The sequence below is a fragment of the Marinobacter flavimaris genome, assembly GCF_045057155.1.
GTDB lineage: Bacteria > Pseudomonadota > Gammaproteobacteria > Pseudomonadales > Oleiphilaceae > Marinobacter > Marinobacter manganoxydans.
In genome coordinates this window covers 63,119-87,384 of sequence record NZ_CP171359.1, presented here as the reverse complement: position 1 = coordinate 87,384, position 24,266 = coordinate 63,119, and the positions used below count along the sequence as shown (strand labels likewise).

At 56.6% G+C, this 24,266-nt stretch carries 36 protein-coding genes; all 36 read left to right on the top strand.

Annotated elements, in window-relative coordinates:
• Positions 1–46 precede the first annotated feature (46 nt).
• Positions 47–790 (top strand): Rha family transcriptional regulator, encoded by a 744-nt coding sequence (locus ACGK9W_RS00475; protein ID WP_286810802.1) that lies wholly within the window; start codon positions 47–49, stop codon positions 788–790.
• Positions 787–1,755: a replication protein O gene (locus ACGK9W_RS00470; protein WP_405418700.1), complete on the top strand. Its 969-nt coding sequence runs from the start codon at positions 787–789 to the stop codon at positions 1,753–1,755. Before ACGK9W_RS00475 ends, ACGK9W_RS00470 begins: the two co-directional genes overlap by 4 nt.
• A complete protein-coding gene (locus ACGK9W_RS00465; RefSeq protein WP_405418698.1) occupies positions 1,742–2,416 on the top strand; it encodes a DUF6475 domain-containing protein in 675 nt (224 codons plus the stop codon). The genes ACGK9W_RS00470 and ACGK9W_RS00465 overlap by 14 nt, the downstream gene beginning before the upstream one ends.
• Positions 2,413–2,781 (top strand): hypothetical protein, encoded by a 369-nt coding sequence (locus tag ACGK9W_RS00460; protein WP_405418696.1) that lies wholly within the window; start codon positions 2,413–2,415, stop codon positions 2,779–2,781. Before ACGK9W_RS00465 ends, ACGK9W_RS00460 begins: the two co-directional genes overlap by 4 nt.
• On the top strand, positions 2,778–3,641 hold the full coding sequence (locus ACGK9W_RS00455) for a hypothetical protein (RefSeq protein ID WP_405418694.1): 864 nt from the start codon (positions 2,778–2,780) through the stop codon (positions 3,639–3,641). Before ACGK9W_RS00460 ends, ACGK9W_RS00455 begins: the two co-directional genes overlap by 4 nt.
• The gene (locus ACGK9W_RS00450; RefSeq protein WP_219495996.1) at positions 3,638–3,949 is read left to right on the top strand and encodes a hypothetical protein; all 312 of its coding nucleotides are present in this window, start codon (positions 3,638–3,640) and stop codon (positions 3,947–3,949) included. Before ACGK9W_RS00455 ends, ACGK9W_RS00450 begins: the two co-directional genes overlap by 4 nt.
• Position 3,950: 1 nt before the next feature.
• Entirely contained in the window at positions 3,951–4,283 is a 333-nt protein-coding gene (locus tag ACGK9W_RS00445) for a nuclease domain-containing protein (protein WP_405418692.1), read from the top strand.
• A 2-nt stretch (positions 4,284–4,285) separates the two neighbouring features.
• The gene (locus ACGK9W_RS00440; RefSeq protein WP_405418691.1) at positions 4,286–4,582 is read left to right on the top strand and encodes a hypothetical protein; all 297 of its coding nucleotides are present in this window, start codon (positions 4,286–4,288) and stop codon (positions 4,580–4,582) included.
• Between the two features lie 8 nt (positions 4,583–4,590).
• Positions 4,591–5,313 (top strand): hypothetical protein, encoded by a 723-nt coding sequence (locus ACGK9W_RS00435; protein ID WP_405418689.1) that lies wholly within the window; start codon positions 4,591–4,593, stop codon positions 5,311–5,313.
• A gap of 265 nt (positions 5,314–5,578) precedes the next feature.
• The gene (locus ACGK9W_RS00430; protein WP_405418687.1) at positions 5,579–6,007 is read left to right on the top strand and encodes a glycoside hydrolase family protein; all 429 of its coding nucleotides are present in this window, start codon (positions 5,579–5,581) and stop codon (positions 6,005–6,007) included.
• Between the two features lies 1 nt (position 6,008).
• Positions 6,009–6,278 (top strand): hypothetical protein, encoded by a 270-nt coding sequence (locus ACGK9W_RS00425; protein ID WP_405418685.1) that lies wholly within the window; start codon positions 6,009–6,011, stop codon positions 6,276–6,278.
• Positions 6,265–6,513, top strand: coding sequence for a hypothetical protein (locus tag ACGK9W_RS00420; RefSeq protein ID WP_405418684.1), 249 nt, complete (start codon positions 6,265–6,267; stop codon positions 6,511–6,513). The genes ACGK9W_RS00425 and ACGK9W_RS00420 overlap by 14 nt, the downstream gene beginning before the upstream one ends.
• Positions 6,510–6,980, top strand: coding sequence for a hypothetical protein (locus tag ACGK9W_RS00415; protein WP_405418682.1), 471 nt, complete (start codon positions 6,510–6,512; stop codon positions 6,978–6,980). Before ACGK9W_RS00420 ends, ACGK9W_RS00415 begins: the two co-directional genes overlap by 4 nt.
• Before the next feature lie 108 nt (positions 6,981–7,088).
• A complete protein-coding gene (locus tag ACGK9W_RS00410) occupies positions 7,089–7,262 on the top strand; it encodes a hypothetical protein (RefSeq protein ID WP_405418680.1) in 174 nt (57 codons plus the stop codon).
• Positions 7,262–7,669, top strand: a complete 408-nt coding sequence (locus ACGK9W_RS00405; protein ID WP_405418678.1) for an HNH endonuclease — start codon at positions 7,262–7,264, stop codon at positions 7,667–7,669. Before ACGK9W_RS00410 ends, ACGK9W_RS00405 begins: the two co-directional genes overlap by 1 nt.
• Positions 7,670–7,771: 102 nt before the next feature.
• The gene (locus ACGK9W_RS00400; RefSeq protein ID WP_405418677.1) at positions 7,772–8,257 is read left to right on the top strand and encodes a phage terminase small subunit P27 family; all 486 of its coding nucleotides are present in this window, start codon (positions 7,772–7,774) and stop codon (positions 8,255–8,257) included.
• Entirely contained in the window at positions 8,254–9,960 is a 1,707-nt protein-coding gene (locus ACGK9W_RS00395) for a terminase large subunit (RefSeq protein WP_405418675.1), read from the top strand. Before ACGK9W_RS00400 ends, ACGK9W_RS00395 begins: the two co-directional genes overlap by 4 nt.
• Positions 9,957–10,106 (top strand): hypothetical protein, encoded by a 150-nt coding sequence (locus ACGK9W_RS00390; RefSeq protein ID WP_405418673.1) that lies wholly within the window; start codon positions 9,957–9,959, stop codon positions 10,104–10,106. Before ACGK9W_RS00395 ends, ACGK9W_RS00390 begins: the two co-directional genes overlap by 4 nt.
• On the top strand, positions 10,103–11,665 hold the full coding sequence (locus ACGK9W_RS00385) for a phage portal protein (RefSeq protein ID WP_405418671.1): 1,563 nt from the start codon (positions 10,103–10,105) through the stop codon (positions 11,663–11,665). Before ACGK9W_RS00390 ends, ACGK9W_RS00385 begins: the two co-directional genes overlap by 4 nt.
• Entirely contained in the window at positions 11,658–12,527 is an 870-nt protein-coding gene (locus ACGK9W_RS00380; RefSeq protein ID WP_405418669.1) for a S49 family peptidase, read from the top strand. The genes ACGK9W_RS00385 and ACGK9W_RS00380 overlap by 8 nt, the downstream gene beginning before the upstream one ends.
• 53 nt (positions 12,528–12,580) lie before the next feature.
• On the top strand, positions 12,581–13,894 hold the full coding sequence (locus ACGK9W_RS00375) for a phage major capsid protein (protein WP_405418667.1): 1,314 nt from the start codon (positions 12,581–12,583) through the stop codon (positions 13,892–13,894).
• A 101-nt stretch (positions 13,895–13,995) separates the two neighbouring features.
• Positions 13,996–14,424, top strand: coding sequence for a hypothetical protein (locus ACGK9W_RS00370; protein WP_405418665.1), 429 nt, complete (start codon positions 13,996–13,998; stop codon positions 14,422–14,424).
• On the top strand, positions 14,425–14,661 hold the full coding sequence (locus tag ACGK9W_RS00365; RefSeq protein WP_405418663.1) for a hypothetical protein: 237 nt from the start codon (positions 14,425–14,427) through the stop codon (positions 14,659–14,661).
• 41 nt (positions 14,662–14,702) lie between these two features.
• A complete protein-coding gene (locus ACGK9W_RS00360; protein ID WP_405418661.1) occupies positions 14,703–15,302 on the top strand; it encodes a head-tail connector protein in 600 nt (199 codons plus the stop codon).
• On the top strand, positions 15,302–15,643 hold the full coding sequence (locus tag ACGK9W_RS00355) for a phage head closure protein (RefSeq protein WP_405418659.1): 342 nt from the start codon (positions 15,302–15,304) through the stop codon (positions 15,641–15,643). The genes ACGK9W_RS00360 and ACGK9W_RS00355 overlap by 1 nt, the downstream gene beginning before the upstream one ends.
• Entirely contained in the window at positions 15,633–16,175 is a 543-nt protein-coding gene (locus ACGK9W_RS00350; protein ID WP_405418658.1) for an HK97-gp10 family putative phage morphogenesis protein, read from the top strand. The genes ACGK9W_RS00355 and ACGK9W_RS00350 overlap by 11 nt, the downstream gene beginning before the upstream one ends.
• Positions 16,172–16,441 (top strand): hypothetical protein, encoded by a 270-nt coding sequence (locus ACGK9W_RS00345; RefSeq protein ID WP_405418656.1) that lies wholly within the window; start codon positions 16,172–16,174, stop codon positions 16,439–16,441. The genes ACGK9W_RS00350 and ACGK9W_RS00345 overlap by 4 nt, the downstream gene beginning before the upstream one ends.
• Positions 16,438–16,803 (top strand): DUF3168 domain-containing protein, encoded by a 366-nt coding sequence (locus tag ACGK9W_RS00340; protein WP_405418654.1) that lies wholly within the window; start codon positions 16,438–16,440, stop codon positions 16,801–16,803. Before ACGK9W_RS00345 ends, ACGK9W_RS00340 begins: the two co-directional genes overlap by 4 nt.
• A gap of 138 nt (positions 16,804–16,941) precedes the next feature.
• Positions 16,942–17,457, top strand: a complete 516-nt coding sequence (locus ACGK9W_RS00335; protein WP_405418652.1) for a KilA-N domain-containing protein — start codon at positions 16,942–16,944, stop codon at positions 17,455–17,457.
• Between the two features lie 54 nt (positions 17,458–17,511).
• A complete protein-coding gene (locus ACGK9W_RS00330; protein WP_405418650.1) occupies positions 17,512–18,228 on the top strand; it encodes a phage tail tube protein in 717 nt (238 codons plus the stop codon).
• Between the two features lie 2 nt (positions 18,229–18,230).
• Entirely contained in the window at positions 18,231–18,581 is a 351-nt protein-coding gene (locus ACGK9W_RS00325) for a phage tail assembly chaperone family protein, TAC (RefSeq protein WP_405418649.1), read from the top strand.
• A gap of 32 nt (positions 18,582–18,613) precedes the next feature.
• The gene (locus ACGK9W_RS00320) at positions 18,614–18,877 is read left to right on the top strand and encodes a hypothetical protein (protein WP_257903125.1); all 264 of its coding nucleotides are present in this window, start codon (positions 18,614–18,616) and stop codon (positions 18,875–18,877) included.
• A gap of 40 nt (positions 18,878–18,917) precedes the next feature.
• Positions 18,918–19,472, top strand: a complete 555-nt coding sequence (locus ACGK9W_RS00315; RefSeq protein ID WP_286810781.1) for a hypothetical protein — start codon at positions 18,918–18,920, stop codon at positions 19,470–19,472.
• Positions 19,473–19,529: 57 nt separating this feature from the next.
• Positions 19,530–21,584 carry a hypothetical protein gene (locus tag ACGK9W_RS00310; protein ID WP_405418647.1) on the top strand — a complete coding sequence of 685 codons (2,055 nt, stop codon included), beginning with the start codon at positions 19,530–19,532 and terminating at the stop codon, positions 21,582–21,584.
• A complete protein-coding gene (locus ACGK9W_RS00305; RefSeq protein ID WP_405418645.1) occupies positions 21,584–22,048 on the top strand; it encodes a hypothetical protein in 465 nt (154 codons plus the stop codon). Before ACGK9W_RS00310 ends, ACGK9W_RS00305 begins: the two co-directional genes overlap by 1 nt.
• Positions 22,049–22,058: 10 nt before the next feature.
• On the top strand, positions 22,059–24,260 hold the full coding sequence (locus tag ACGK9W_RS00300) for a hypothetical protein (protein ID WP_405418643.1): 2,202 nt from the start codon (positions 22,059–22,061) through the stop codon (positions 24,258–24,260).
• Positions 24,261–24,266: the final 6 nt, after the last annotated feature.

Genomic DNA, 24,266 nt, shown 5'->3' with positions numbered 1-24,266 from the left:
GGTGCGGAAACACCTCGCCGGGTAATCAACTAACGAGGTAAAGATTATGACGGATCTGACTCTTCAAGGGAATACCCAAGCGCTCACCATGACCAGCGCTGAAATCGCGCAGATCTTGGAGTCCCGGCACGATCATGTGAAGCGTTCCATTGAACGGTTAGCTGGGCGAGGAATTATTAAACTTCCCCCAACGGAGGAAGTTAAAAACCACTTGGGCCAGACGGTGAAGTCGTATCAAGTCAATAAGCGTGATAGCTACGTGGTCGTTGCACAGCTTTCACCTGAGTTCACCGCGCGGCTGGTTGATCGCTGGCAGTACCTGGAAGAACAAGCAGCCCTACCCTCCTGGGCGCGAAACCTGACCAAAGAAGCCCGGATCGCCCTCGAGGACCTCAGTTCCCAGGTTGACCACTACAAGGGCGAAACTAACCGCCTCAACGCTGTTTGCAACGACCTGGCCGAGAACCTCAAGGCCGGCCTTACGCCTGTGGAATTCTGCCGGATGCTCAATGGCGTCAACCTGAACCGAGTGCAGCCTGTCCTGGTGGAGCGCAAGCGACTGCTAAGGACTCCCCACGGCTACCGTAGTGCGGCCGCCTACCGGGACAAGCTTTTCACCGAGCGTCGCTATCTGAACAGAGACGATCGGCCCTGCGAGAAGGTTGTGCTAACGCAGAAGGGCGCCAAGTGGCTCTATGCCCAATATGAGCAGGGCCGCCTTGAAATGCGAAAGGACTGGGATGGCCACTACAGCCACGTTCTGTTCGATGACCAGGAGAATGTGGCGTGAGCGGTATTGAACTATTCGACAGGCCTATCGCCTTCCAGAGAGCTTTTGTTGATCTGGGCGTCGGCATCACTGGCGCTCTGATGCTCTCCCAGTGCATATACTGGCATGGCCGGACCTCCAACAAAGACGGCTGGTTCTATAAGTCCCAGTCCGACTGGGAGGCCGAAACCGGCATGACACGCCGGGAGCAGGAGACCGCACGCAAGCGCCTGGAAAAGGCCGGCTTCCTGGAAGAGATCCGGAAAGGCGTTCCGGCGAAGCTGTACTTCCGAGTGAACGTTGACGCTCTGGAAGCCGCCCTGAAAGCGCTTTCCTCCAGAATGGCGGAATCCGCCAATCAAGAATGTACATATGGTGCAACCAGTATGGCGGAAAGCGCCATTCAAGAATGCACAAACCCGCCAGACTGTGAGGGCGGAAACCGCCAATCTATTACAGAGATTACTTCAGAGACTACCCCAGAGACTACGGCAGGAAAGACGTCCGGGCCTGACCGGCCGGACACTTCCTCCGCCACAGCTGGCGAGGAACAACCGAGCGGAGCCCCCCAACCTTCGAGGCCTGATGCCGCCATCGAGAACGGCCGATTCTGGGGAACACAGGAAGACCTCGATCTGGCGGTGTGGATGTGGGATCAGCTGGCGGAACAGCTTGGACAGGACAAGCCCCGACAGCCGAATTTCTCGAAGTGGGCAAACACCATCCGACTGATGCGGGAGCAGGATAAGCGAGACCACCGCAGCATTCGAAGGCTGTACGACTGGTGCCGCCAGCACAGCTTTTGGTCAGGCAACATCCTGAGCCCCGACAAACTCCGTGAGAAATGGCCTCAACTGCGCACCCAGTTCAAGGCCGATCAACGCAAGGGTCCAAGCCACCAAGGCGAGGAGCGGTCTGCAGAGCTCCGGAGAATTCACGAACAACGCGCTTCGAGCCAACCGGGGGTGACCTATGAACATCAATGATATGGAAGCGTTCGACCAAATCTGGACACAGACTCACGAAATCTATGGGAAGCGCCCTGAGCCGCGTGTGGTTTACATGGTGTTCCAGTCCCTGATTGCGTTCCCCCTGGCGGATATTGAGCACGCTCTGTGCCGCCACATCACCAACCCGGATACCGGGCAGTACCCGCCGAAGCCTGCGGATATCGTTCGCTTGCTTCAAGGCAGTAGCCAGTCCGCCAGCGGTGAGGCCTGGGCAAAGGTTGATTACGCCATCCGCTGCGTCGGCAATTACCGGTCAGTGGTGTTCGATGATCCGAAGATTCACGCTGCGATCGAGCGCCTTGGCGGCTGGCAGAAAATCGCCCTCACTGACGATAAGGAATACCCGTTTGTCCGGAACAACTTTCTCAAGCTCTACCAGGGATTCACGGTCACCCCGCCGGACAGCTTCCCGCGCAAGCTCATAGGCACCTGTGAACACGAGAATAGCCAGCAATCAGAGTTCATGCGTGGACGCTCGAAAGAGCAGCCCGCTCTGGTTGGCGACAAAGAAAAGGCTCGACTGGTGTATCAGGGTGGCGGTGACCAAGGTGTCGTGAAGATCCACAACGAGAAAACCGAGCAGTTTCTGGAGCTGGCGGTGGACGAACAGACCAAGCGCATTGGAGGTCTGCATTGAGAAGCAACCACCTTTCAAAGATGAGAGCCCGCCAGGCGGCAAAAGACTACATGCACGGTGCCGATCTGCGTGCACAGTCCGAAGAGCTCTCCGACAAGCTACTGGCGGCGAAATTCGCGTGCCATGTCTCGACCATCAAGAAAGTGCGGGAGCATATGCCTGTGGCCGTCCTCGATGACGAAGACCAGGCACTCATCCGCCAGTGCGCTGCAGAGAAGGCCCGTATTGATCAGCAACTGCCGAAGCTGAGCAAGTCCTACCTGTCCCGGCATTACCAGGTAAGTCCGGAAGCAATCGATATCGAGTTGGATCTGGCCGGCTGGGAGGATCCGCGCATTGAGAGGAAAAAGCGGAGGGCTTCATGAGACACGACGAGCTGATGATTCGATTGGCCGATTACCTGAGCGGCATATCAGGCCGCATGATGTGGACCGACATGCAATTGGGCCCATCTGGCAGTCCGCGCCCTGACGTGTACGCGATGGACAAGAGCTTTATGCACCCAAAGCCGGTGGCCTACGAGGTGAAGGTGTCTCTGTCCGATTTCCGGAGCGATGTAACGAAAGGCAAGTGGCAAAGCTATCTGGAGTTCGCCGGCGCCGTGATCTTTGTGGTGCCGAAAGGACTGATCACGAAGAACGATGTGCCGAACGGTTGTGGGCTGATGACTTACAACCCGGAAACCGACACGTTCGCGTCTGTGAAAAAGCCGACTCTGCACCCAGTAACCCTTCCTCAGAGAGTAATGTTGAAGCTCCTGATTGATGGAGTGGATCGAGCTCACCAGGTGAACCGTCGCAGAATGCTGGACGAGTATCAGATTGAGGCCCGTGTTCGGAAGGCGCTGGGCGATGAGGTCGCGGCCGCGGTGTTCGATGTCCGGAAGGCCCAACAGACTCGCGATTACAAGATCCGGCAAATCCAGGCGCAGATCGAGGGCGAAGAAAAACAGCTTGAGGCGATCAGGGAGAGGAAGAACCAGGCGCGCCGCCAGGTCGATGACTACGCGAAGGAGGCTTACGGAGAGATCTATCGGATTCTCGGGCTGGACCCGGACCAGAACTTTTACACCCACCAGATCCAACGTCGAATCAAAGAGCTCGCGGACGCACTGTGCCGGGATACCGCAATTGCAGATCTTGAGAACCAGATTGATCAGGTTCGGCGAGGCCTTGAGCGTGCTACGCCAATGGAAAAACTGCGTAAAGCGGGGGGTGCGGCTTGAAGAAACGATCGGGGCCGGCCTTCAACCAGGAGAAGCGCCCGCTCAAGCCCTGCCCGAAATGCCATGGTGGTGGCTTCGTAAAGCCGATGTTCTACCAGATGCCCTGCGATCGCTGCGAGGCATCTGGTGTTGTCTGCAAGGAAACCGGTGAAAGCCTCACGAAGGAAGACCTGGTGATTCAGCTCAGAATCAGACTGACGGAACGCAACCAGGAGCTGGTGGAAGTCAGGAGGCAGATGGCGGCCATGAGGGCAGAGAGTAATGGTCGGGGCTATGGCGCTGGCGGATCCAGATACCACGGGGACTGAAATGCTGCAGAAGACGACACCGATACACTCGAAGAAGATCAGGGACGCAGCCCGAAACCAGTCCTGCACCCTGCAGATCGTTGGAGTTTGCAATGGAGACTGGTCGACAACGGTACTCGCTCACCTTCCGGACGAAAGCCACGGCATCGCCCGAAAGAGTGACGACCTCTCCGCCTGCTTTGCCTGTGATTCATGCCATAGCGTGATCGATGGGCGGGTGAAGTGGCCACCCCTGGAGCTTGAGCACAAAGATTGGTACTTCCGCCGGGCCCAGATCCGCACCTGGCGGGTTCTCTTCCAGGAAGACGTTTTCTCGATAAAAGGAGCTGCTTGATTATGAAGCTGAAGGAAGCTTTGGAAATTATGTCCCAGGGCGGTAGCAGCCTTCTGATACCGGTCAAAATGGGTTTCTTCATAATGATCCGGCCCGTTGAGCCCGGCTCTTTCAAGACCCCCTCCGTTCCCGCAAAGGTGCGTCAAGACAAAGACTGGCTTCCGGAGTGTGACTTCGAATGTCGACCAGTAGAGGTCACAGTTGATGGATGGAGGCCGTTAAAGGAGCTGCAAGAAAATTGGGTTCAGTGGGGTGTAGATGCCCATGATCTGGATCGCGACACCTACATGGTTGTATAGGGGGACTCATGAGATTATCCGCGCGAAAGGCTTGGCATGACGCTTTTTACATTCCGAAGGATGACGCCCTCGCTCGAGCGCGCACCCCGAAGAAAAAAGCAGAGGAGAAAGGGCCCAAGGAGCCGGGTCAGGTTTACTCTCAGGGATGGTACCGAAACCTATATGAGGAAACAGAGAAGGGTCGTGTGCTTTCTGGTCGGAAGCCTCTAGTGACAGCTTCGGATTCGTTAAAAGGCGGTTATGACTTTTTCGAGCGATGGGATGCCATGTGGAGGTCTCGCATCCAGGCGGCGATAAAGACGCTGCCAAAGCCTCTGAGATCGTTCGGTGCGATAATGTATGCGCCCGCAACAGAATTCAGCGCGGAAGACTGCGAGCGCGTTCACGAATACCTTCAGAATGAGTTTTTCAAGGCCTTGGACAAAGACCGGCTGCTCGCCATGCAGGGCAAGCGCATCGTTCGTTTGAAGCTCCTTATGTATGCCGCAATGCGTCATCACCGTGATGTGGTGTTTGGTGGAGGGTCTACGCTTGGCGGGCCAGCTGCCATATCAAGATTTCTCTACCATCTATATGGCGAGAGGCTTCCGAGCGTTCAAAACTGGGCTGAGCACTGGGCGGCTGATTGGGACAAGATGCTGGGAATCCTCGACGTAATGGAGCGAAAAGCCCTTGCACCTGTTGCCAATGAAATTGGCCTGATGTCGGAGGAGCAGGAGGGAGCGGCATAAGGTGTTGCGTTTTGGGGTGGTTTTGGTACTCTGACCCTAGTTTGGGAAAACACCCCCATCAGAACCGCCCTCCTCTTGGAGCTGGCGGTTTTTTTGTGCCTGGAGAACGCAATGCTTCACCCGAATGATAAGCGCAACCTCCGCAAACATCGCAAGATGGAGCGGCGCCAGCAGAAAGGCCGCATCAACCCAAGTTGTAAGTGGGCGAAAAAGCGAGCCTGACCACCAACTGACAAAATCCACCCGCCAATGAGCGGGTTTTTTTATGCCTATGAATCGCCAACTACTCAGATCACAGTTGGAGCGCCACGAAGGCCTCCGCCTGAAGCCCTATCACGACACCGTGGGCAAGCTGACTATCGGCTATGGTCGCAACCTGGAAGACGTGGGCATCAGCCGTGATGAGGCTGAGTTCATGCTCGACAATGATATTGACCAGGTCGAGCGCCAGCTGGAGACGGTCGACGAATACCGTGATCTTGACGCTGTCCGCCAGGCAGTGATCGCGAACATGGCTTTCAATCTGGGCTTTGCCGGGCTCATGGGCTTCAAAAATATGTGGGCTGCCATTGGGCGTCGTGACTGGGAGTCCGCATCCGAGGAAATGCTGAATTCGAAGTGGGCCCGCCAGGTAGGCGTGAGAGCCGTTGAGTTGTCGGAAATCATGCGGACTGGCGAGGTTGTCGGTGGCTGAAGTGAGCGATCGTAGAGGATGGCATATCGACAAGGGTATCCCCATAGCCGTACTAATCACGGTTGTCGGGCTGGCGGTTTCTATCTCTCGGGACCAATCCAAGCAGGATGAACGGATCGCCTTGGTTGAGAGCTCTGTGCGCATGCTTCAAGAGGCGCGAGTCAACGATCAGGCCCGAACCCAGAAGACTTATGACGAGCTCAGAGTCGATATCCGCCGCATGAATGAGAAGCTCGACCGCCTCCTTGAAAGCCAATATGGACGCAACTGACAACCACCCAGATCCGAATCGCTGGTGGAAGCACCGCCGGCGCGGCTACTACGCCGGGATGTGGTGGGCTTTGATCCAGACCGGTCTATGGATTGCCCTTGAGTACAACCGGCCCGGGATCATCGAGACGATGGGCGTGGTTATCGGCTGGTCCTACGGCATCAGCGCGACCCTGATCATCAGCTACTTCGGAAACAACATCACTGACGCCTGGGCAGGCAAGGTGAAGCAATGATTCTGGACACATTGAAAGCCAAGCTCTCTGCTTACGCGATTCCAGTGATCATCTCACTGTTGGGCGTTGCTGGGCTCTCCTTCTGGTGGCTGTGGTCCGACCGCCAGCAGCTGCTTGAAGAGAACGCACACCTCTCGCAGGCGATGGCTCAGGCGAAGGTCACCAACGAACAGAATCTTTCCCAGATCGCTCAACTCCAGGCGGATATCCGTTGGAGGGATCAGCAAGCCCTGATCCGTTCAGAGCGAGAGCGAAACCTTAACGAACAGCTGGCCCAGACCGAGGCCGAGCTGAAGGAGTTGGTCAAAGATGCGCCTTGCTCTGGTCCTGAGTATGTGTGGCCTGACGCTGTTTATGAGCGGATGCGGGCCGGCACAGTGGCTGACCCGAACCGAGTACGTGAAGGAGCAGGTTCCTCAGGACTATCTGGTGCCGAGAACACTTCCGGCGCCACCTCGGCGAATTGACTGGTGCCCGGTGTGGGCGGAGCAATTGAAGAAGGTGGCTACCGCATGCGAGGGCGACAAGGATGACGTCAGGGCATGGAACGACCGGCCAATTGAAGAGAGAGCGAAGTGAACGAAGACCAGATTGCCGAACTCATTGAGGCTATCCGCCAGCAGACTGATGCGATCAATCGCCTGGCCAATAGCAATGCCGCACTGGTGCAGGCGATGGCTGAGGCCGAGGACATGGATGACGAGGACAGGGAGCCGACCACTTACCTTGACGGCTCATTAGCCCGCTGATGCCTGCACGCCCATTGAAGCCATGCCCTGCACCTGCCTGCCGGGAGCTGGTGCGCGGGAAACGATACTGTGACCAACACAGCCACCTTGCAGAGCAGCGTAAGCGCGGTCACGACCAACGACGCGGATCGAGTGCCAAGCGTGGCTATGGGTATAAGTGGCAGAAAGCCCGTGAAAGATTCCTTCAGGCGCATCCATTGTGCGTCAAATGTGAGAAAGGTGGGCGAGTAAAGGCCGCTACAGACGTGGATCACATCGTGCCACACAGAGGCGATAGAGCCCTGTTCTGGGACGAATCAAACTGGCAGGCACTGTGCCACTCGTGTCACTCCGAAAAGACTGCCAGCGAGGACTCAGGCTTCGGCAACGGCACGCACACACACCCAGGGCGGGTCGATTATTTCTGAGCTTTTCGCTCCTAGACCGCGCCCTCAATCGTTTTTTTATGCCCGCGAATTTAAAAATTAAATCCGGGCGAAACAGGATATCGATCAGCGAGAGGAAAATGGATGAGCGGCAAGGCGGTAGCACCGGGCCGCGGCCGCAAGCCAAAACCCACGGCCAGAAAGAAGGCGGCCGGAAACCCAGGCAAACGACAGCTCAATAAGAGCGAGCCGGAGTTCGATGAACCGACGAACATCGAGCCACCGGAATACTTCCACGACGACGAGCATGCAGCGCAGATGTGGGAGCGGGTTGCTCAGCTGCTGTGTCAGCAGAAAGTGTTGACCATGGGGGACCTCCACAATCTGGAATTGTTCTGTGATGCCTACGGTCGTTGGCGCCGTGCTCGAGTAGAGCTGAATACCCAGGGACTGGTGGTTGAAGGTGCAACAGGCGGCCCGGTCAAGAACCCGGCAGCCACGATCATCAACGAAGCGTCCCGGCAGATGGCCACCTTTGGCTCGCTGCTTGGCCTGGATCCGGCCAGCCGATCGCGCCTCACTGGCGGATCCGGAACACCCAAGTCGAACCCGTACAGCTCTCTGTTATGACCGCCAAGTTTCCGAACTGTGCCAAAGGTCTCAAGTGGGCTCGGGACGTGGTGAAAGGCAAGGCGATCGCCTGCCGATATGTGCAGCTGGCGTGTCAAAGACACCTCGATGACCTGGCCGAAAGCCGGAAGAAGACCTACCCGTTCAATTTTGACCAGGCAGAGGCCGAGCGCCGCATAGCGCTGATCCAGCAGCTGCCGCACACGAAGGGCGAATGGGGCTTCAAGCGACAGCTGATTACCCTCGAGCCATGGCAGATATTCGGCCTGATGTGCACTTTCGGCTGGCTCCGGAAGAAGGACAAGACCCGCCGATTCCGGGAGTCCTATTGGGAGATTCCCAGGAAAAACGGGAAATCGGTGATTGGCGCCGGCGTTGGCGTGGTCGGCTTCTGCGGTGACCGAGAATACGGCGCAGAAGTTTACAGCGGTGCGACGACAGAAAAGCAGGCCTGGGAGGTATTCCGACCGGCCCGGTTGATGGTCAAGCGTTCACCGATGCTGGTGGATGCCGCTGGCATCGAGATCAACGCATCGAACCTGAACCGCCCGGCTGATGGCTCTCGCTTTGAGCCGATCATCGGTAACCCAGGGGATGGTGCAAGCCCGTCACTGGCCATTGTCGACGAATACCACGAACACCCGACAGAGTCGCTGTACGAAACGATGATGACCGGCATGGGCGCCCGAAAGCAGCCGCTGATGTTCATCATCACCACGGCTGGCAAGAATATCGAAGGCCCTTGCTACGACAAGCGCCGGCAGGTGATCGAAATGCTCGAGGGAGTGACCCCGGACGAAGAGCTTTTCGGGATCATCTACACCATCGACGAAAAAGACGACTGGACCGACCCGGCGGTCCTTGCCAAGGCCAACCCGAATATCGGAGTTTCGGTCTATCGGGACTACCTGGAAAGCCAGCAGCGCCGCGCAATCAACAATCCGCGGTTCACCAACACGTTCAAAACCAAGCACCTGAACGTTTGGGTATCGGCAAAATCCGCCTTTTTCAACATGGAAAGCTGGCGGAAGTGCGAGGACTCAACGCTCTCCCTGGAACAGTTCGAGGATCAGGAGTGCATTCTCGGGCTCGATCTGGCCCGGAAGCTCGACCTCAACGCCATGGCCCGACTCTATTGCAGGGAAGTTGAAGGGAAGCGCCATTACTACTGCGTTTCCCCGAGGTTCTGGGTTCCGGAAGACACGGTGTACGACGAAGACAACAAGCGCCGTGCTGAGCGGTACCAGAAGTTTGTAAACAGCGGTCACCTATTCGCCACCCATGGCGCCGAAGTCGATTACCGGGAAATCCTGAGTGAAGCCATCCAGGCGAACCACGTCAGCCCGGTTATCTGCTCACCATTGGATCCGCACGGTGCGACAAACCTCTCTCACCAGCTGGATGACGAGGGACTGAACCCGATCACGATCCAGCAAAACTACACCAACCTGAGCGATCCGATGATCGAGCTCGAGGCCGCCATCGAGTCCGGCCGCTTTCACCATGACGGGAACCCGATCATGACCTGGTGTATCAGCAACGTCGTTGGGAAATATATCCCTGGCAACGACGATGTGGTGCGACCGATCAAGGAAGGCGAAGAGAACAAGATCGACGGAGCCGTGGCGTTAATCATGGCTATTGGTCAGGCCCTGAGCGGCGCCAAACAAGTGAAATCCATCTACGAGGAAACCGAGCTATGAGGGCACTCATCGGCGATGCATTCATCCTGGCCGGTATCGGCTCCGGCACCGCGGGTGTGTGGCTCAAATTCGGAGCGGAATGGGGCCTTATCGCTATTGGCGTTGCCTTTGTGTTCACCGGAATCAGCGTGGTTCGTAGCGCATGATCTTTGACGTTTTCGCAAAGCGCCAGACGGCCCCGGCCATGCCCGGACAGTCCGGTGGCGCCATGTCTCTGTTCCGGCCACCGGTTGCGGGCGTTCGTGTCGACGAACATGAGGCCATGACCTACGGCCCCTTATGGGCCTGCGTCCGGGTTATCTCCGAGACCATCGCTTCCTTGCCCTGGGGCGTCTACGAGCGCAACGGAGAAATGCGCGAAAGGGTTATTGATCATCCGGTCTACCGCCTTCTTCATCGTCGCCCCAACCCGGAAACGCCTCCGTTTCGGTTCAAGGAAACAATCATTGCCCATGCGTTGACCTGGGGCAATGGTTACGCCGAAATCGAGCGCAACCGCATCGGCGAGCCTATCGCTCTTTGGATCATCACGCCCGATCGTGTGACACCTGATCGAGATGAGCGTGGCCGGATTATTTACAAGGTCACAAACGACCAGGCAGATGACAGCGAAATTGCTGCCCGGGATATGTTTCACCTGCCCGGCCTCGCCTTCGATGGGCTTAAAGGCTACTCCGTAGTCAGTCAGGCCAAGCAGGCCATTAGCCTGGGTATCGCCACTGAACAATTCGGCTCCGCTTTCTTCGGTAACGGCGCGGTCCCGGGCGGTGTCATCACCAAGGAAGCGGGAAGCGGGGATCTCAGCGGCCCAGCCGTTAAGAACCTGCTTTCCTCGTTTAACAAGAAGCACCGGGGCGCCGCCAACAGCCACAAGGTCCACTACCTGGACGCGGGCCTGAAGTACCAGGAGATTGGTATTCCTCCCGAGGATGCCCAATTCCTCGAGACACGGCGATTCCAGACTTTGGACATGTGCCGCTGGTTTCGTGTTCCGCCCCATAAGCTGGCGGAGCTTGACCGGGCCACTCACAACAACATCGAGTCTCAAAACATCGAGTTTGTTACTGATGTGGTTGTGCCCTGGTCGACCCGGCTTGAGCAGGAAGCAGACTTCAAGTTGTTCGAAGAGGATGAAGTCCAGCTATTCACGAAGATCAACCTCAATGCCCTGCTTCGTGGCGATACCGCTGCCCGAAAAGAGTTCTACACCGCGATGCTGGACCGCGGTGTTTTCGATATTGACGAGGTCCGCTCCCGCGAGGACATGAACCCCCTGCCGGATGGCCACGGCAAGCTTCGCCTCGTGCAGGCCAACATGATGAGCGTAGACCGCGCTATCGAGGAAGGCGGCACTGAGGCGAACGCCCGGGCTTCGGATCGTCGTGCAACCTCTGCGCTCTGGGAAGATCCCGCCAGTCGGATGGTGCGAAAAGAGATCAACGCCCTTTCCAGGATGGCCGACAAAGGCATTGACGCCTCAAAGCTGGCGGACTTTTACGACGCCCATGCTCAGCACCTGGTGGAAGCATTCAGCGGTGTGGCCAGCTTTGACGGCATTCAGGATCTCGAGGCAAAGGCTCGCGCCTATATCCTCGACTCCTGCAAAGCGATCAACGACTACCAGGACACAATGGATCTGCTGGCAGAGTGGCGACTCTCTCGATCCGCAACCCTCCGCGAATTCATGGGAGACCCCAATGTTTAACTCAGACATGCTCTGGCTGATGCACCCCCAGGCCGTAGCCCAACTGCAGGCCAAAATCCAGATGGCCATCCGCGTCGGCGCGGGCCCGGCTGACGATGCCGAGCGGGAAGGTCTTCCGGTCACTCGACGTGGTAACACGGCCATCATTCCGATTACGGGCCCGATGGTAAAAGCCGAAAACTGGTTTACCCGCTGGCTTGGAATGAGCTCGACTCTGGCCATCCGGGCGGCGATCAATGCAGCTGTCGCAGACGACAGCGTTGAAAACATCGTCCTGTTGATTGATTCCCCGGGAGGCTCGACCGCAGCACTGTCCGAACTGGGTGACACTGTGGCCCTCGCCAAGGAGCAGAAGCCAATCATTTCCCAGGTCGACAGCATGGCCGCATCCGCGGCGTATTACGTGGCTGCGCAGACGACGAAGATCTACGCCGGCCGCATGGATCTGGTTGGATCCATCGGTGTCCGTATGACCCTTTACGACTACAGCAAGGCCTTCGAATCTGCGGGCATCAAAGCGATCCCGATCGACACCGGTGAGTTCAAGAGCGCCGGGGAGATGGGTACGGAGATCACCGAAGCACAAATAGCCGAGTTCCAAAAGATTGTGGACGGCTACTTTGATGATTTCCGTCAAGCCGTTATGAACGGCCGGGGCCTGAGCCAAAAGCAGTTTGATGCCGTTGCCGATGGCCGGATGTTCTTTGCCACTGAGGCAGTAGAGCTCGGTCTTATCGACGGGATCCAGAACAGCGAAACCACCCTTTCAAGCTTGATTCAAGTGCGGCCAGGGCGCAGAACCAGCAATGCCCGCCGCCGACTTGCAGCAGAAACCGCAGACCTGCCGAGTCAGATCTGCTGAACCGCCGAGACGGTTACCTCACCTGAAACTGAGTAGATATCTGGAGAATCATTATGAATCTCAAAGAACTGATTGCGCGTCTTAAGGCGCTCAAAACAGAGGCGACCGCCATCCTGGACGAGGCGGACAAAAACAACGGCGGCGATCTGACCGAGGAGCAAGAGGCTCAGTACGACGCCAAGATGACCGAGATCGAAAAGGTAAACGCCTCCATCGATCGGCTGAAGAAGCTGAACGCTGTGGGCGATACCGTAGACGATCTCGAGGCAAGCGCCGGCCGCCAGTCTCAGCCGAACGCTGCAGGCTCTCAGGCCCGCGTACGGGACAACCGCGAAGATGACCCCACCGCCGGCTTCTCCGGTCTGGGTGATTTTGCCCTGGCGGTTCAGGGTGCCTGCATGCCTGGCGGTGACCGTGACCAGCGTCTGAATATCCTTGGCGCTCCGTCCAACTTCCATCAGGAGAACGGCAGTTCCGACGGTTACGAGGTTCCGCCTCAGTTCCGCAATGAGATCATCGAGGTGATGTCTCAGACGGACGACTTGGCCAGCATGGTCGACAACGAGCCTACTGCCAGCAACCAGGTAAACCTGCTTGCGGACGAAAGCACTCCGTGGGGTGCCCAGGGCATCCAGGCCAGCTGGGCCGCGGAAGGTCAGAAGATGGATCCTTCTCGACTGGAAACTGATGGCCGGGCCGTGAAGCTGCACAAGCTGTACGCGTTTGTTCTGGCTTCCGATGAGCTGCTCGAGGACGCACCACGTCTCAACCAGCGGGTAACCCGTGGCGCTGCCCGCGCCATCCAGTGGAAGCGCAGTGAAGCGATCATGACCGGCTCCGGTAGCGGCCAGCCCCTGGGCTACATGAACAGTGGCGCCCTGGTGTCGGTTGCGAAGGAAGGCTCTCAGGCTGCTGATACCATCCTGGCTGAGAACGTGGCCAAGATGTACAGCCGCATGCTGCCCTCCTCCCTGCCCCGGGCCGTCTGGATTGCCAACAGCGACATCCTGCCCCAACTGATGACGCTGAAGATCGGCGACAACCTCGTATGGACTCCGCCCAGCTCTGGCTTCCAGAACGCCCCGGGTGGTTTCTTGCTGGGCCGTCCGATCATCTTCAGCGAGCACGCCAGCACGCTGGGTGACAAGGGCGATCTGCAGTTCATCGATCCGATGGGCTACTACATGCCGACCAAGCAGGGCGGCGTGAAGTTCGACAGCTCGATCCACCTGTACTTCGACTATGGCATCCAGGCGTTCCGCTGGACTTTCCGCTGTGGTGGTCAGACTTACCTGTCTGCACCGGTGAGCCCGGCGAAAGGCACGAACAGCAAGTCTCACTTCGTCGTTCTGGATGAGCGGGCGTAAGGCTCTGGCTCTAAGTGACGGGGCTGAGGCCCCGTACTAACCGTTAACCATTGCGGGGCCAGCGGTCCCCGCACTCCCCATTGCCAAGCAGGAGTTTCGACATGAACTCAAACGTACCGATGACCACCCGCAATCCGCTGGTGGTCGCCATCGCTCCGTCCAACCAGGCCGCGGGCGCTCAGTCCACCGGCTGGATCTCTGTGGCGGATTATTTCAACTTCATGGCGCTGGTAAACGTTGGCGCGCTGGGCGCGTCCGGCACTGTCGACGCCAAGATTGAGCAAGCCCAGGACAGCTCCGGTACCGGAGCCAAAGACGTCGCCGGCAAAGCAATCACCCAGATCGTTGCCAGCAACAAAACCGCCGCAATCGATATCAATCAGAATGATATCGATGTGACCAACGGGTTTACTCACATCCGGTTGACCATCACTGTCGGCACCGCTGCCTGTGACACAGCTGCCACCGTGATCGGCGCGTACGCGCGCTACGAAAAGCCGGACAACAACCAGGCTGACGAGGTGGTGTAAATGGCTATCCGATTCCTGCGTGATTACACCGTGCAGGACCGGGAGCGTACCACCTACGCCAAGGATGAGGTCAGGGATGACCTCTCCCCCGCGTCCGAAGATCACTTTGTAAGCCGAAACGTAGCGGTATACGTGGAGGCCGGACAGCACAAGTCGGAACCGCCCGAAACGGAAGAAAAAATCGAGCAGCCGGCAAAGCCAGCACGTCGAAAACAGTCGAAACGCACCGCGTCGTGATAGGCGCGGCAACTATCAATCAGCGGTAGAGGGTCGAGAAAATGCAGGACGAAATCCTGACGAGGACAGTGCCGCCCTCAAAGCCTGTTGTAACGCTGAGTGATGTAAAGCTTGATCTGCGCGTGGACCACGACTTCGAAGACACGCTGATTCAGCCTCTCATCCAGGCTGCGACCGAGTATCTCGAGGCACCGTCTGGAGTTCTTGGTAAAGCGTTCCTCACTCAGACCTGGAAGCTTTCAACGCGGGGGCCGGATTCCGATTGCAGGATCTATATTCCGGTCACTCCAGTCCAGTCTATTGAAGCTATCAGCTACTTCGATTCGGACAATGTTGAGCAGACCCTCACTATCTCTGACTTCCATCTCTACGGAGACGAGAACTGGGCCTATCTCATTCCCAAGGACGACATTGAATGGCCGGAACTGTTCGATCGGCTGGACGCGCTGACAATCACCTTTAAGGCCGGCTTTGGATCTTCGGAAACCGATGTGCCAGAGACAATCCGGCAGATTGTCCGCCTGATCGTCACGCATTGGTATACCAACCGCTCAGCCGTGAACCTAGGAACAATCGCAACTGAGATCCCGATGGCTGCCGAATCGCTAATCTCTCTCAACCGCAAGGGTTGGGTCTACTGATGCCGCTGTATCCCGGGAAGCTCCGCCACCGCGTCACCATTGAGAAGCCGGACACCGTTCAAGACCCGACAACGGGCGAAATGGTCCCAGGCTGGGCAACCGTGGCCACCGTCTGGGCTCAAAAGCGCGCCTCCAGCGCCCGAGAGTTCAAGCAATCCCAGGCTGGCCAATCCGAGATCAGCGGCGAATTTGTGATCCGTTACCGCTCCGATTTGGACGCCACCATACGCATTGTCCACATGGGCAAGATCTATAACATCGAAGGCGTGCTGGAGGACAACGAGAGCGGCCAGGAGTGGCTGACCCTACCCTACAGCGAAGGCGTTAACGATGGCGGCTGACGGCGTGAACTATGAGTTCAACGGACTGCCTGAACTGCTCGGCAAGCTGGACGGCCTCGAATACGATCTCAAGCGCAAGGGTGGCCGCTTTGCCCTTCGCCGAGCTGCCCAGGTTCTCCGGGACCAGGCGCGGTCAAATGCTGAGCGCGTCGATGACCCTCGAACGTCAGAAAATATAGCTGCGAACATTGTCGAGCGCTGGTCGGGTCGAACTTTCAGAAAGACCGGCAACATGATGTTCCGAGTGGGTGTTCTTGGCGGTGCCCGCCAGTATGCCAACACCAGGGAGAATGTCCGGAAGGGTCGGGCTGGACAGACATACCGGACGGACGGCAGCTCCGGCAATCCCGGCGGTGATACCTTCTATTGGCGTTTCCTGGAATTCGGCACAGAGGATGCGCCCGCGCAGCCCATATTCCGCCCGGTACCGCAGCAGGCCGGACAGCAAGCCGTGGACGTATTCGCCAACGAGTACACCAAAAAGATCGACCGCGCCCTCAAGCGAGCCAGGAAGAAGGCAGGTGTGAAATGAGCATCAAGATTGTTTTGCCACCCGGTAAAGCTCCGAAGGCTTGCCGGGGAACAAAGATATACACCGAAGACGGCCATGAAATTAAGGGTGTCACTGGCTGCAATATCGAAATCATGCCTGATGGGGTGGTAATGGCTCGACTGTCGGTCTTTGTTGAAGACGTGAAGAACCTCGACCAAATAAAGGGCCAGGTGACCATCGTCAACCCAGAAAACAAGGAAGTTGAAGCTTTTATTTCGGATTTGATGAATGAGGGCAAGCAGTGACCCCGCCAATCTTCCAGGTATGCGCAGCTGATTCAGCCGTCACCGCTCTGCTCGGAACTGGACCAACGCGGCTGTTCCCGTTCGGTCAGGCTCCGCAGGGGGTCACCCTGCCCTACGCTGTTTGGCAAACAGTCAGCGGCCTGCCAGAAAACTACCTGGGGCAGTCGCCAGATGTCGACAGCTACACCATCCAGATCGATGTTTACGCCGGGCGAGGCAGTGAGGCCCGACAGGTAGCCGCTGCGCTGCGCGATTCGATCGAGCCTCACGCTCACGTGGTCGGCTGGAACGGGGAGAGCACCGATCCCGACACCGGTCACAAACGATATGGATTCGACGTCGAGTGGCACGTACACCGATAGCCCAGATTCAGATTCAAGAAACCCGGCCACCAGCCGGGTTTTTAGTTTCGGTACAGCCTAGGGTCGCTCCTGAATGCCGGCGACGCCATCTAACCGGCCGGCTGTACCTCCTATTCGAGATGGCAGAGGAGAATAGTGATGGCTGACATCATTCCTTTCGATTATCAGGGCCAGTTTGTTCGCTTCACCGCCGACGGATGGATCAATGCCACTGACGTGGCCAAGCGTTTCGGGAAGCGGCCGGTGGATTGGCTGCGGTTGGAAGAAACGAGCGAATACATTGAGGCCCTTGCCGAGGTGCTTGGTCAGACCAAAGTGAGCCAGGATCACTTTGGTCTGGTTCGCACCAGTCGAGGCGGTAAGGCGCCTGGCACATGGCTGCACCCGAAGCTCGGAGTTCGTTTTGCGCAGTGGCTTGATATTCGGTTTGCCGTCTGGTGCGACCTCCATATTGATGCAGTTCTTCGTGGCAGCGGCAACGCTTTGCAGGAATACGAGCGAGCACATAATGCACTTGAATCACGAAAAGAGCTGGCCAGCGAGCAAGGACGAGGGCTGGCCCAGTGGCGCCACCAGAAGGAGCCACTCCAGCAGCAAGTCGAATACTGGCGAGACCAGTTGCAAATGACACTGGCGCTCGACGCCGCAATTTAAAGCCCGCCACTGAGCGGGCTTTTTTATGCCCGAAACCCGCACGAGGAATTTGAAATGTCCAAGCTCACACAAGGCACCCATATTTTCTTTCTGAACACCTCCGGCCAGACTCCGGAAGTCGTCAAGGTCGATTGCGCGACCAGCTTTAACCCTGGCGGCGATCCTGCAGGCGAGCTGGACGACACCTGTCTGGATAGCAACGAAATGGAATATGTTGCCGGCATGCGTAACCCGGGCACCGCGTCTCTGGGTATTCGTCCCGATGGCGACTACGACAGCCACATGACCATGTGGAATCTTTCCCGAATGAACCCCTCGCCTTCAATGGACTGGGTTGTTGGCTGGTCTGACGGCAAAGCAACGCCAGGTATTGCCCAAGGCGTTGGCTCTGTCGCTGTTGATGCTGGCGGATCTGGCTACTCCAGCGGAACGACTACGGTCACATTTTCCGATCCTGAAGATGCTGACGGCCGAACTGCAACCGGTATCGCAACCGTAGTGGGCGGAGCTGTCACCGATATTACCGTGACTGACCCGGGCACCGGTTACACCGCTGCGCCAACGGTAACCATCGGTGGTGATGGCACCGGCGCAACTGCGACCGCGACGTTGGGCGATTACAGCTTTGTCCTCCCGAATTCCAGGACCTGGTTCACCATGGGCGGTTACATCTCTGACTTCCCGTTCGACTTCCAGACCAACGCCCTGGTTGAGTCGGAGGTCAGCATTCGCCGCACCGGTGGTGCCCGCTGGATCAATAAGGCCGCGTAACCATGGATTTGACCCTTGATGCACTCAAAGACATGGGCGCCTTTACCGGCGCCCCTGTTCAGAAAGAAATTGTTCTGAAGAAAGAGGGTAATGATGAAAAGACTGCCACGGTCTACGTGCGCAAGCTTTCCTATTACACCGCGGTTTCGGACATTAAATCCCTCAACGCTAATTCGGATGCAGTAGCTGGCCGCATTGCTTCTGCCATCTGCGACAAGGAAGGGAAGCCTGTATTCAAGCCTGGCGATATTACTGGCGAGGCGGATCCTGACCGCGGGCCCCTGAGCAGCGAGATCACCATGGAGCTGCTGCGCGTGATCGGCGAGGTGAATGGAAAAAAGACGGAGAGCTGACCGACGAAGATGAACTTTGGCATGAGCTGGTAATGTGCGGCATTGGCGGTCCGACGATCGCCATCGCCAAACAGACGATGAGCTATGTCGAGTTTTTGGAGTGGGCCGAATACCGGCGCAAGCGGGGCAGTCTTCATCCGGGAATGCGGACAGAAAGGGCTGGAGCGTTGGTGGCTGCAATCCTTGCAAACGTCAACCGCAAGAAAGACAGCCAGCCGGTCAGCTTTTACAACTTTGCCCCTCATCACGAAGAGCCAAAACTGTCTCTGGAACAGGCGATGGAAAGCTGGAAATAGGTTGCTAAACTCTGTGCGCATATTTTCAAAGGGATTGATCATGAAAAAGCTACTTCTGTCGGCTTGCGCAGCTCTGACAGCGTGCGCACAGAACCCGATAAATTTCACCCAAGATGTAACCTTGGAACCTTGGCAGAGCTCGAAGTCAGTGCAGTCTGCTCGGTTTCCTGCAAAATCCAGCGGCGGGGATCTCGAATTCTGCGTTGCAAAGAATGTCGTTAATCCTGCAGTGACGTTTGCAGATAGTGCTGACAGCTTCTTTGGTGCGTTCACTGGTACGTATTATCAAGACACAGACACGGATACCGTGGGAGGAGGCTCTGTTATCCAGCACTCATCGGACAGGGGTGTTATTGCTGTGGGCGTTACTGGCTATGAAGTGTCCGCATTGGTCAGTCGTTACGTTCGCTTCCAGCTCACGGCGACAAATGGCCTATACGAGTTTGACAACCTTGAGCAAGTGCAAGCCAATAGCGGAGCTGCGCCAAACACTGGCTTTACTCCGGTAGGGGCTTTTGCTGGCGCCAACCCTGAACTCGCACTGAAAGCACTTGAGCAAATTGCAGATAAGATTGATCGCTGCCGATCTAATTGAAATCCCAACTGATTAAAACCTCGCCACGGCGGGGTTTTTTTATGCCTGGAGAAACGCATGGCCAGAAAGTCACTTGGCATTTTAACTTTAGACCTTGTTGCTAAAGTGTCGGGCTTCGAGCAAGGCATGGATAAAGCCGAGCGAAAGTCTCAGAAAACCGCCAAGCAAATCCAGCGCCACTCCAAGCAGATCGGGGCTGCCATCACCGCAGGCACGGCTGCTGCATTAACTGGTATGACCGCCCTGGTCGCCTCCACGGCGAACAGCGCCCGAGAAATAAAAAATCTTTCTGAGCTGGCGGGGGCAAGCCCGCAGCAATTTCAGAAGCTGACCTATGCGGCAAATCGATACGGCATAGAGCAGGAAAAGATCTCAGATATCCTCAAGGACACTAACGACCGCATCGGTGATTTCATGCAGACCGGTGGCGGGCCGATGGCTGACTTTTTTGAGAATATCGCGCCCAAGGTTGGAGTAACGGCTGACGAGTTCGCTCGACTGTCCGGCCCTGAGGCCTTACAACTTTACGTCCAAAGCCTCGAGGACGCAGGCGTTAGCCAGAAAGATATGACCTTCTACATGGAGGCCATAGCGTCTGACGCAACAGCGCTGATTCCTCTGCTGCGTGATAATGGCAGAGAGCTGAAAATCCTTGGCGATGAAGCCGAACGCACCGGTAATGTGTTCTCCGATATGGACTTTGAACAACTGGAGTCCATACGCCGCAGCATGGATGAGCTGAGCGGTGCCGCGACCGGAATGAAAAATGAAGTCGTCATGGCGGCACTTCCGGCCATCGAGGACTTGGTTGACCTATTGAGTGATGAAGGCACGATGGAATCGGCTCAGGCGCTGGGGTCTGCCATTGTCACTTCTATGAACTTCGTCATCGAGGCGATAGACGGCGCCGTTAAGGTCACTCAATTTCTGGCAGAAGAGTTGGCGGCATTCATTCATGGCCCTGCCTTCGACGACATTCCTCGGCTGACGGAAAAGCTGAATGATTTGGGGGATGCGGTTGAAGGGCAGGAGGAAAGGCTTAAATCACTCCGGCAGACACCGAACCTGATTCCAAAAGAGGTTATTGCTACCGAAGAAGAACGACTAAGACGGCTCAGGGCAGAGTATGACGCCGTTTCCGAATTGATAGAAAACGCTCGGAAAAACCAAAGCGCCCAAGCAGGCGCCGGGGATGGAACCGGCGTTGACACAATCGATACATCTGGCTCGGGCGGCAGCACTTCATCCGGTGGTGGATCAACAGGCACTAGCGGCTCTGAGGACGAAACCGGGAGTGGAGATACAGACTATCTCCAGCGCGTAGCAGCTCTTCGCCAGGCTTTTGAAACTGAAAAACAGATAGCTTTGCGCCTTTACGGGGAGCGTAACGAAGAGATAAACGAGCTATATCAGGCTGACGCGATCAGCAAGATGGAAGCCGATCATCTGAAGATCCAGTCTGAACAGGAAATGCAGGATCAACTGAAACAGATCCGGCAGAACGCGGCTGATGAGGAAGCACGACTTCAGCAGCAGCGCCAAGCCCTTATTCTGGCTGGCTCAGAACAGCTCTTCGGTTCATTGGCCGATATTACCGGTCAGTTTGCCGGAGAGCAGACCGCACTATACAAAACCATGTTCGCGGTTCAGAAGGCCGCGGCCATCGCTCAATCTATCGTCGCAATCAACACCGGCATTGCCCAGGCGTCTGCCGTACCGTTCCCCGCTAACCTTGCCGCCATGGCTTCAGTGGCAGCCGCTACCGCTGGCATTGTCAGCAATATTCAGGCGGTATCAATTGCTGGCATGGCCCACGACGGTATCGACAGCGTTCCTCAGGAGGGCACCTGGCTTCTGGATAAAGGGGAGCGGGTGCTCACCTCACCGCAGGCTGACAACCTAGATTCGTTCCTTGCCAGGCAAGAAGCTGGCGGAGGATCCGGAACCGTGGTCAACGTCATTGAGGACAATTCCAGGGCCGGCGAGACAGAAACCAAAAGAGGCAGCAACGGGCAGGAAGAGGTTAACGTGTTTGTCGCTGACATCATGGGCGGCGGACCCAGGGCCAAAGCCATGCAAACCGCGTTCGGACTCAGAAGGCAGGGTAACTGATGGCCACCACGATTGACTTCCCGAAGATGCTGCCAACGCCGCACCGTTCCGGGTACGGCCTGAAGTCAGGGCCAACGTTTGCCCGAACCGAAATGGCCAGCGGCCGGGCCAAGCAGCGCCCACTGAATAAAGTTGTTCCGACCGTCGTGCCGGTAACCTTCCTGCTCACCCAGGAGCAGGCCCAAATATTCGAGGGCTGGTTCAACTACGAAATTGCCTACGGCACTGCCTGGTTTAACTGCCAGCTGGATTCCCCCATGGGGCTCCGGCCCTACGAATGCCGCTTCGTCGATATGTACGACGGGCCCAAGCTGCGCGGGCTGCGGCACTGGGAATACAGCGCACAACTGGAAATTTTCGAACGGCCCACGGTGTCCGAAGAGGAATACCTCTACGGCCTGCCGGATATCCAGTACACCTCAATTTTCGACATCACCATGAATCAAGAATGGCCCGAGGCTTAGGAGTTGCTCAATGACCAAGTTTAATACTGGCAATCCGGTTGGTAGTGCTGATCCGAGGGATCGTCACGATAACTCTCAGGCTTTTGATCGGGGCATGAACTCTGAAAGCCCAAGCTTTAATGACCGGCTCGGGCGTGCTCGGAAGAGCTGGCAGGCGTTCGAGAATCAGGTTGATCAGCAGCAGTCAGAGTTTGACGCTGATCAGGCGGATCGCGAGCAGCGCTTTAATGCCTTCCTTGCGTCCAGCGGTTACTCGGGGACCGGGGCGAATGGCGCCGTTGAGGATTACGCCGCTGGCATTGAGCTCACGGAATATAATCAGGTTCTGCGTGATGTTAATGGCGAAATGTGGCGCATCTCTGGCTCTACAACGCTGCCATACACAACTACCGGCTCAGGACTGCCAGAAGGCGGAGCTTTTGTTTCGGTTGGAGATGCGGTTTTGCGCCAGGAGCTGATGACAGATGGACTCGATGCAGAGCATGTCAATTACACGCCGACTACCACCATTAAAGAGGCAGTGGACAGCACAAGGTATAAGCCCCCGATTAACCTTGGCATCCAGACACCACAAGCTGCATTTATTTTTGACACAACAAACGAAACAACCTTGGAGCCTGTCACTGGAATCTTTAGTGCTCGAAGCTTGTCGGTAGGTATCTCTTGCCCTGTGCTATCAATTAATGGTCTCGGTCCCGCTGGCACTGGTAACGGCAACCTATACACCGACATTGCCACTCTACTGAAGTACCAGAACCAAGGCCACGAAATTATCAACCACGGACTGACGCCGGAAGGACCGCGCATCGAGCTAGACGATCTGATGATCGATAACGATGCGAATTACTCCTATGAGCTGTTGAGACGTGCCGGTATCAAGCCGACCAGTTTTGTTTGTTATGGCGGGAGACTGGACCCGACAAACGTGGCAGCCTACGCCGAGCGGCACACAGTGCTTTATGCGTACAACGTTGCCCCAGATGCTAGAGACCTGTCGCTGTGCACCTACTCAAATGACACATTGATCAATGGGCCAACGGGCGTCACTCGGGCGTCTTTGGAAAACGTCATTGATGAGACCGGCACAACCACCACCGATAACAACGAAATACTGCGTGTAAGCAAGCTGGTGGTGGACTACTGCGTAGCTAATAACCGATCTGTGATCTTCTACAACCACACAATCTCAAGCGGTGTTTTTGACGAGCCTTACATCGAGGCATTACTCGATTACTGTGCAGCACAAGGGCTCAGCGTAGAAAGCCCGGCCAAGCTCTGGCAAACGATCAGCAATGTGACTTCGCATGAAGTTCGGCTGGAGGCTCTTGAGAAAGATGTTCAGCGATCCTTTGGTTTGGTGGATGAGAACCTGATCACATCTAAAAATCTGACAGGGTGGGCGGCATTCACCGATAGCGGGACAGCGCCGACCGTTACTCACACAGCGACACCGTGGGCGGATAAGACACAATTTTCGTTTGCGGGTGATAACACTGGAGTAGCACACCGTCGGCATTTGTATATCAACAACGTGGGCGGACTGATCGGGTACGGATCAACGCTCTGTTTTGGGTTTGACTACTCATGCGACTTAGTGGAGCGTAACGACAACGGGTCGATTACCGTGAAAGCGCGCTGGCGAAGCGCGGCCAATGGCGGCGGCAACGTCCAACAGCCGGAGCACGTTGCTACATACACTACTGTTGACCGATACACGCGCAGGGCATACGTTGTGTTCAGCAATCAGGGGGTGTCGGATCAGTTTTCTGACCACCTAGAATTAGTGATTGAGTTCACGCCGGTTAATGGCAGACCTGTGGTGTACGACATTGAAAACCCCGTGCTAAACCGTGGCGTTATTCCGGCACCGTACCAAAAACCAGTTGTTCCATCCGATCCGGTTCCTGTGGCAACAGGGCTGGCGCTGGATACTGGCGGTAGCTATACGTGGAGTACCGGTAACTCGCTACAGCCGCAATATTACCTGAACATAAAAAAGGCAATGTTGGTTGCGAGGGATGCGGCTGGCCAGATGAGGGGTTTTGTAATAGCCGATCCATTTATTAATGGCGCGGACATTACTTTTAACACGTTTGGCGGGGTAGGCGAGCAAGAAATGGTGGTCAACATAACAAACTATGCTGTGTCCGTTGTGTCAAACGAAGCTAGCGCGGCCGGTGTTGTCTTGTCTGATGTGACGTTTTTCTACTGAGGATAT

Coding starts and splice junctions, on each gene's coding strand:
- ACGK9W_RS00475 (WP_286810802.1), top strand. CDS start 47: ATGACGGATCTGACTCTTCAAGGGAATACCCAAGCGCTCACCATGACC.
- ACGK9W_RS00465 (WP_405418698.1), top strand. CDS start 1,742: ATGAACATCAATGATATGGAAGCGTTCGACCAAATCTGGACACAGACT.
- ACGK9W_RS00455 (WP_405418694.1), top strand. CDS start 2,778: ATGAGACACGACGAGCTGATGATTCGATTGGCCGATTACCTGAGCGGC.
- ACGK9W_RS00445 (WP_405418692.1), top strand. CDS start 3,951: ATGCTGCAGAAGACGACACCGATACACTCGAAGAAGATCAGGGACGCA.
- ACGK9W_RS00440 (WP_405418691.1), top strand. CDS start 4,286: ATGAAGCTGAAGGAAGCTTTGGAAATTATGTCCCAGGGCGGTAGCAGC.
- ACGK9W_RS00435 (WP_405418689.1), top strand. CDS start 4,591: ATGAGATTATCCGCGCGAAAGGCTTGGCATGACGCTTTTTACATTCCG.
- ACGK9W_RS00430 (WP_405418687.1), top strand. CDS start 5,579: ATGCCTATGAATCGCCAACTACTCAGATCACAGTTGGAGCGCCACGAA.
- ACGK9W_RS00420 (WP_405418684.1), top strand. CDS start 6,265: ATGGACGCAACTGACAACCACCCAGATCCGAATCGCTGGTGGAAGCAC.
- ACGK9W_RS00415 (WP_405418682.1), top strand. CDS start 6,510: ATGATTCTGGACACATTGAAAGCCAAGCTCTCTGCTTACGCGATTCCA.
- ACGK9W_RS00405 (WP_405418678.1), top strand. CDS start 7,262: ATGCCTGCACGCCCATTGAAGCCATGCCCTGCACCTGCCTGCCGGGAG.
- ACGK9W_RS00400 (WP_405418677.1), top strand. CDS start 7,772: ATGAGCGGCAAGGCGGTAGCACCGGGCCGCGGCCGCAAGCCAAAACCC.
- ACGK9W_RS00395 (WP_405418675.1), top strand. CDS start 8,254: ATGACCGCCAAGTTTCCGAACTGTGCCAAAGGTCTCAAGTGGGCTCGG.
- ACGK9W_RS00390 (WP_405418673.1), top strand. CDS start 9,957: ATGAGGGCACTCATCGGCGATGCATTCATCCTGGCCGGTATCGGCTCC.
- ACGK9W_RS00385 (WP_405418671.1), top strand. CDS start 10,103: ATGATCTTTGACGTTTTCGCAAAGCGCCAGACGGCCCCGGCCATGCCC.
- ACGK9W_RS00380 (WP_405418669.1), top strand. CDS start 11,658: ATGTTTAACTCAGACATGCTCTGGCTGATGCACCCCCAGGCCGTAGCC.
- ACGK9W_RS00375 (WP_405418667.1), top strand. CDS start 12,581: ATGAATCTCAAAGAACTGATTGCGCGTCTTAAGGCGCTCAAAACAGAG.
- ACGK9W_RS00370 (WP_405418665.1), top strand. CDS start 13,996: ATGAACTCAAACGTACCGATGACCACCCGCAATCCGCTGGTGGTCGCC.
- ACGK9W_RS00365 (WP_405418663.1), top strand. CDS start 14,425: ATGGCTATCCGATTCCTGCGTGATTACACCGTGCAGGACCGGGAGCGT.
- ACGK9W_RS00360 (WP_405418661.1), top strand. CDS start 14,703: ATGCAGGACGAAATCCTGACGAGGACAGTGCCGCCCTCAAAGCCTGTT.
- ACGK9W_RS00355 (WP_405418659.1), top strand. CDS start 15,302: ATGCCGCTGTATCCCGGGAAGCTCCGCCACCGCGTCACCATTGAGAAG.
- ACGK9W_RS00350 (WP_405418658.1), top strand. CDS start 15,633: ATGGCGGCTGACGGCGTGAACTATGAGTTCAACGGACTGCCTGAACTG.
- ACGK9W_RS00345 (WP_405418656.1), top strand. CDS start 16,172: ATGAGCATCAAGATTGTTTTGCCACCCGGTAAAGCTCCGAAGGCTTGC.
- ACGK9W_RS00335 (WP_405418652.1), top strand. CDS start 16,942: ATGGCTGACATCATTCCTTTCGATTATCAGGGCCAGTTTGTTCGCTTC.
- ACGK9W_RS00330 (WP_405418650.1), top strand. CDS start 17,512: ATGTCCAAGCTCACACAAGGCACCCATATTTTCTTTCTGAACACCTCC.
- ACGK9W_RS00325 (WP_405418649.1), top strand. CDS start 18,231: ATGGATTTGACCCTTGATGCACTCAAAGACATGGGCGCCTTTACCGGC.
- ACGK9W_RS00320 (WP_257903125.1), top strand. CDS start 18,614: ATGTGCGGCATTGGCGGTCCGACGATCGCCATCGCCAAACAGACGATG.
- ACGK9W_RS00315 (WP_286810781.1), top strand. CDS start 18,918: ATGAAAAAGCTACTTCTGTCGGCTTGCGCAGCTCTGACAGCGTGCGCA.
- ACGK9W_RS00310 (WP_405418647.1), top strand. CDS start 19,530: ATGGCCAGAAAGTCACTTGGCATTTTAACTTTAGACCTTGTTGCTAAA.
- ACGK9W_RS00305 (WP_405418645.1), top strand. CDS start 21,584: ATGGCCACCACGATTGACTTCCCGAAGATGCTGCCAACGCCGCACCGT.
- ACGK9W_RS00300 (WP_405418643.1), top strand. CDS start 22,059: ATGACCAAGTTTAATACTGGCAATCCGGTTGGTAGTGCTGATCCGAGG.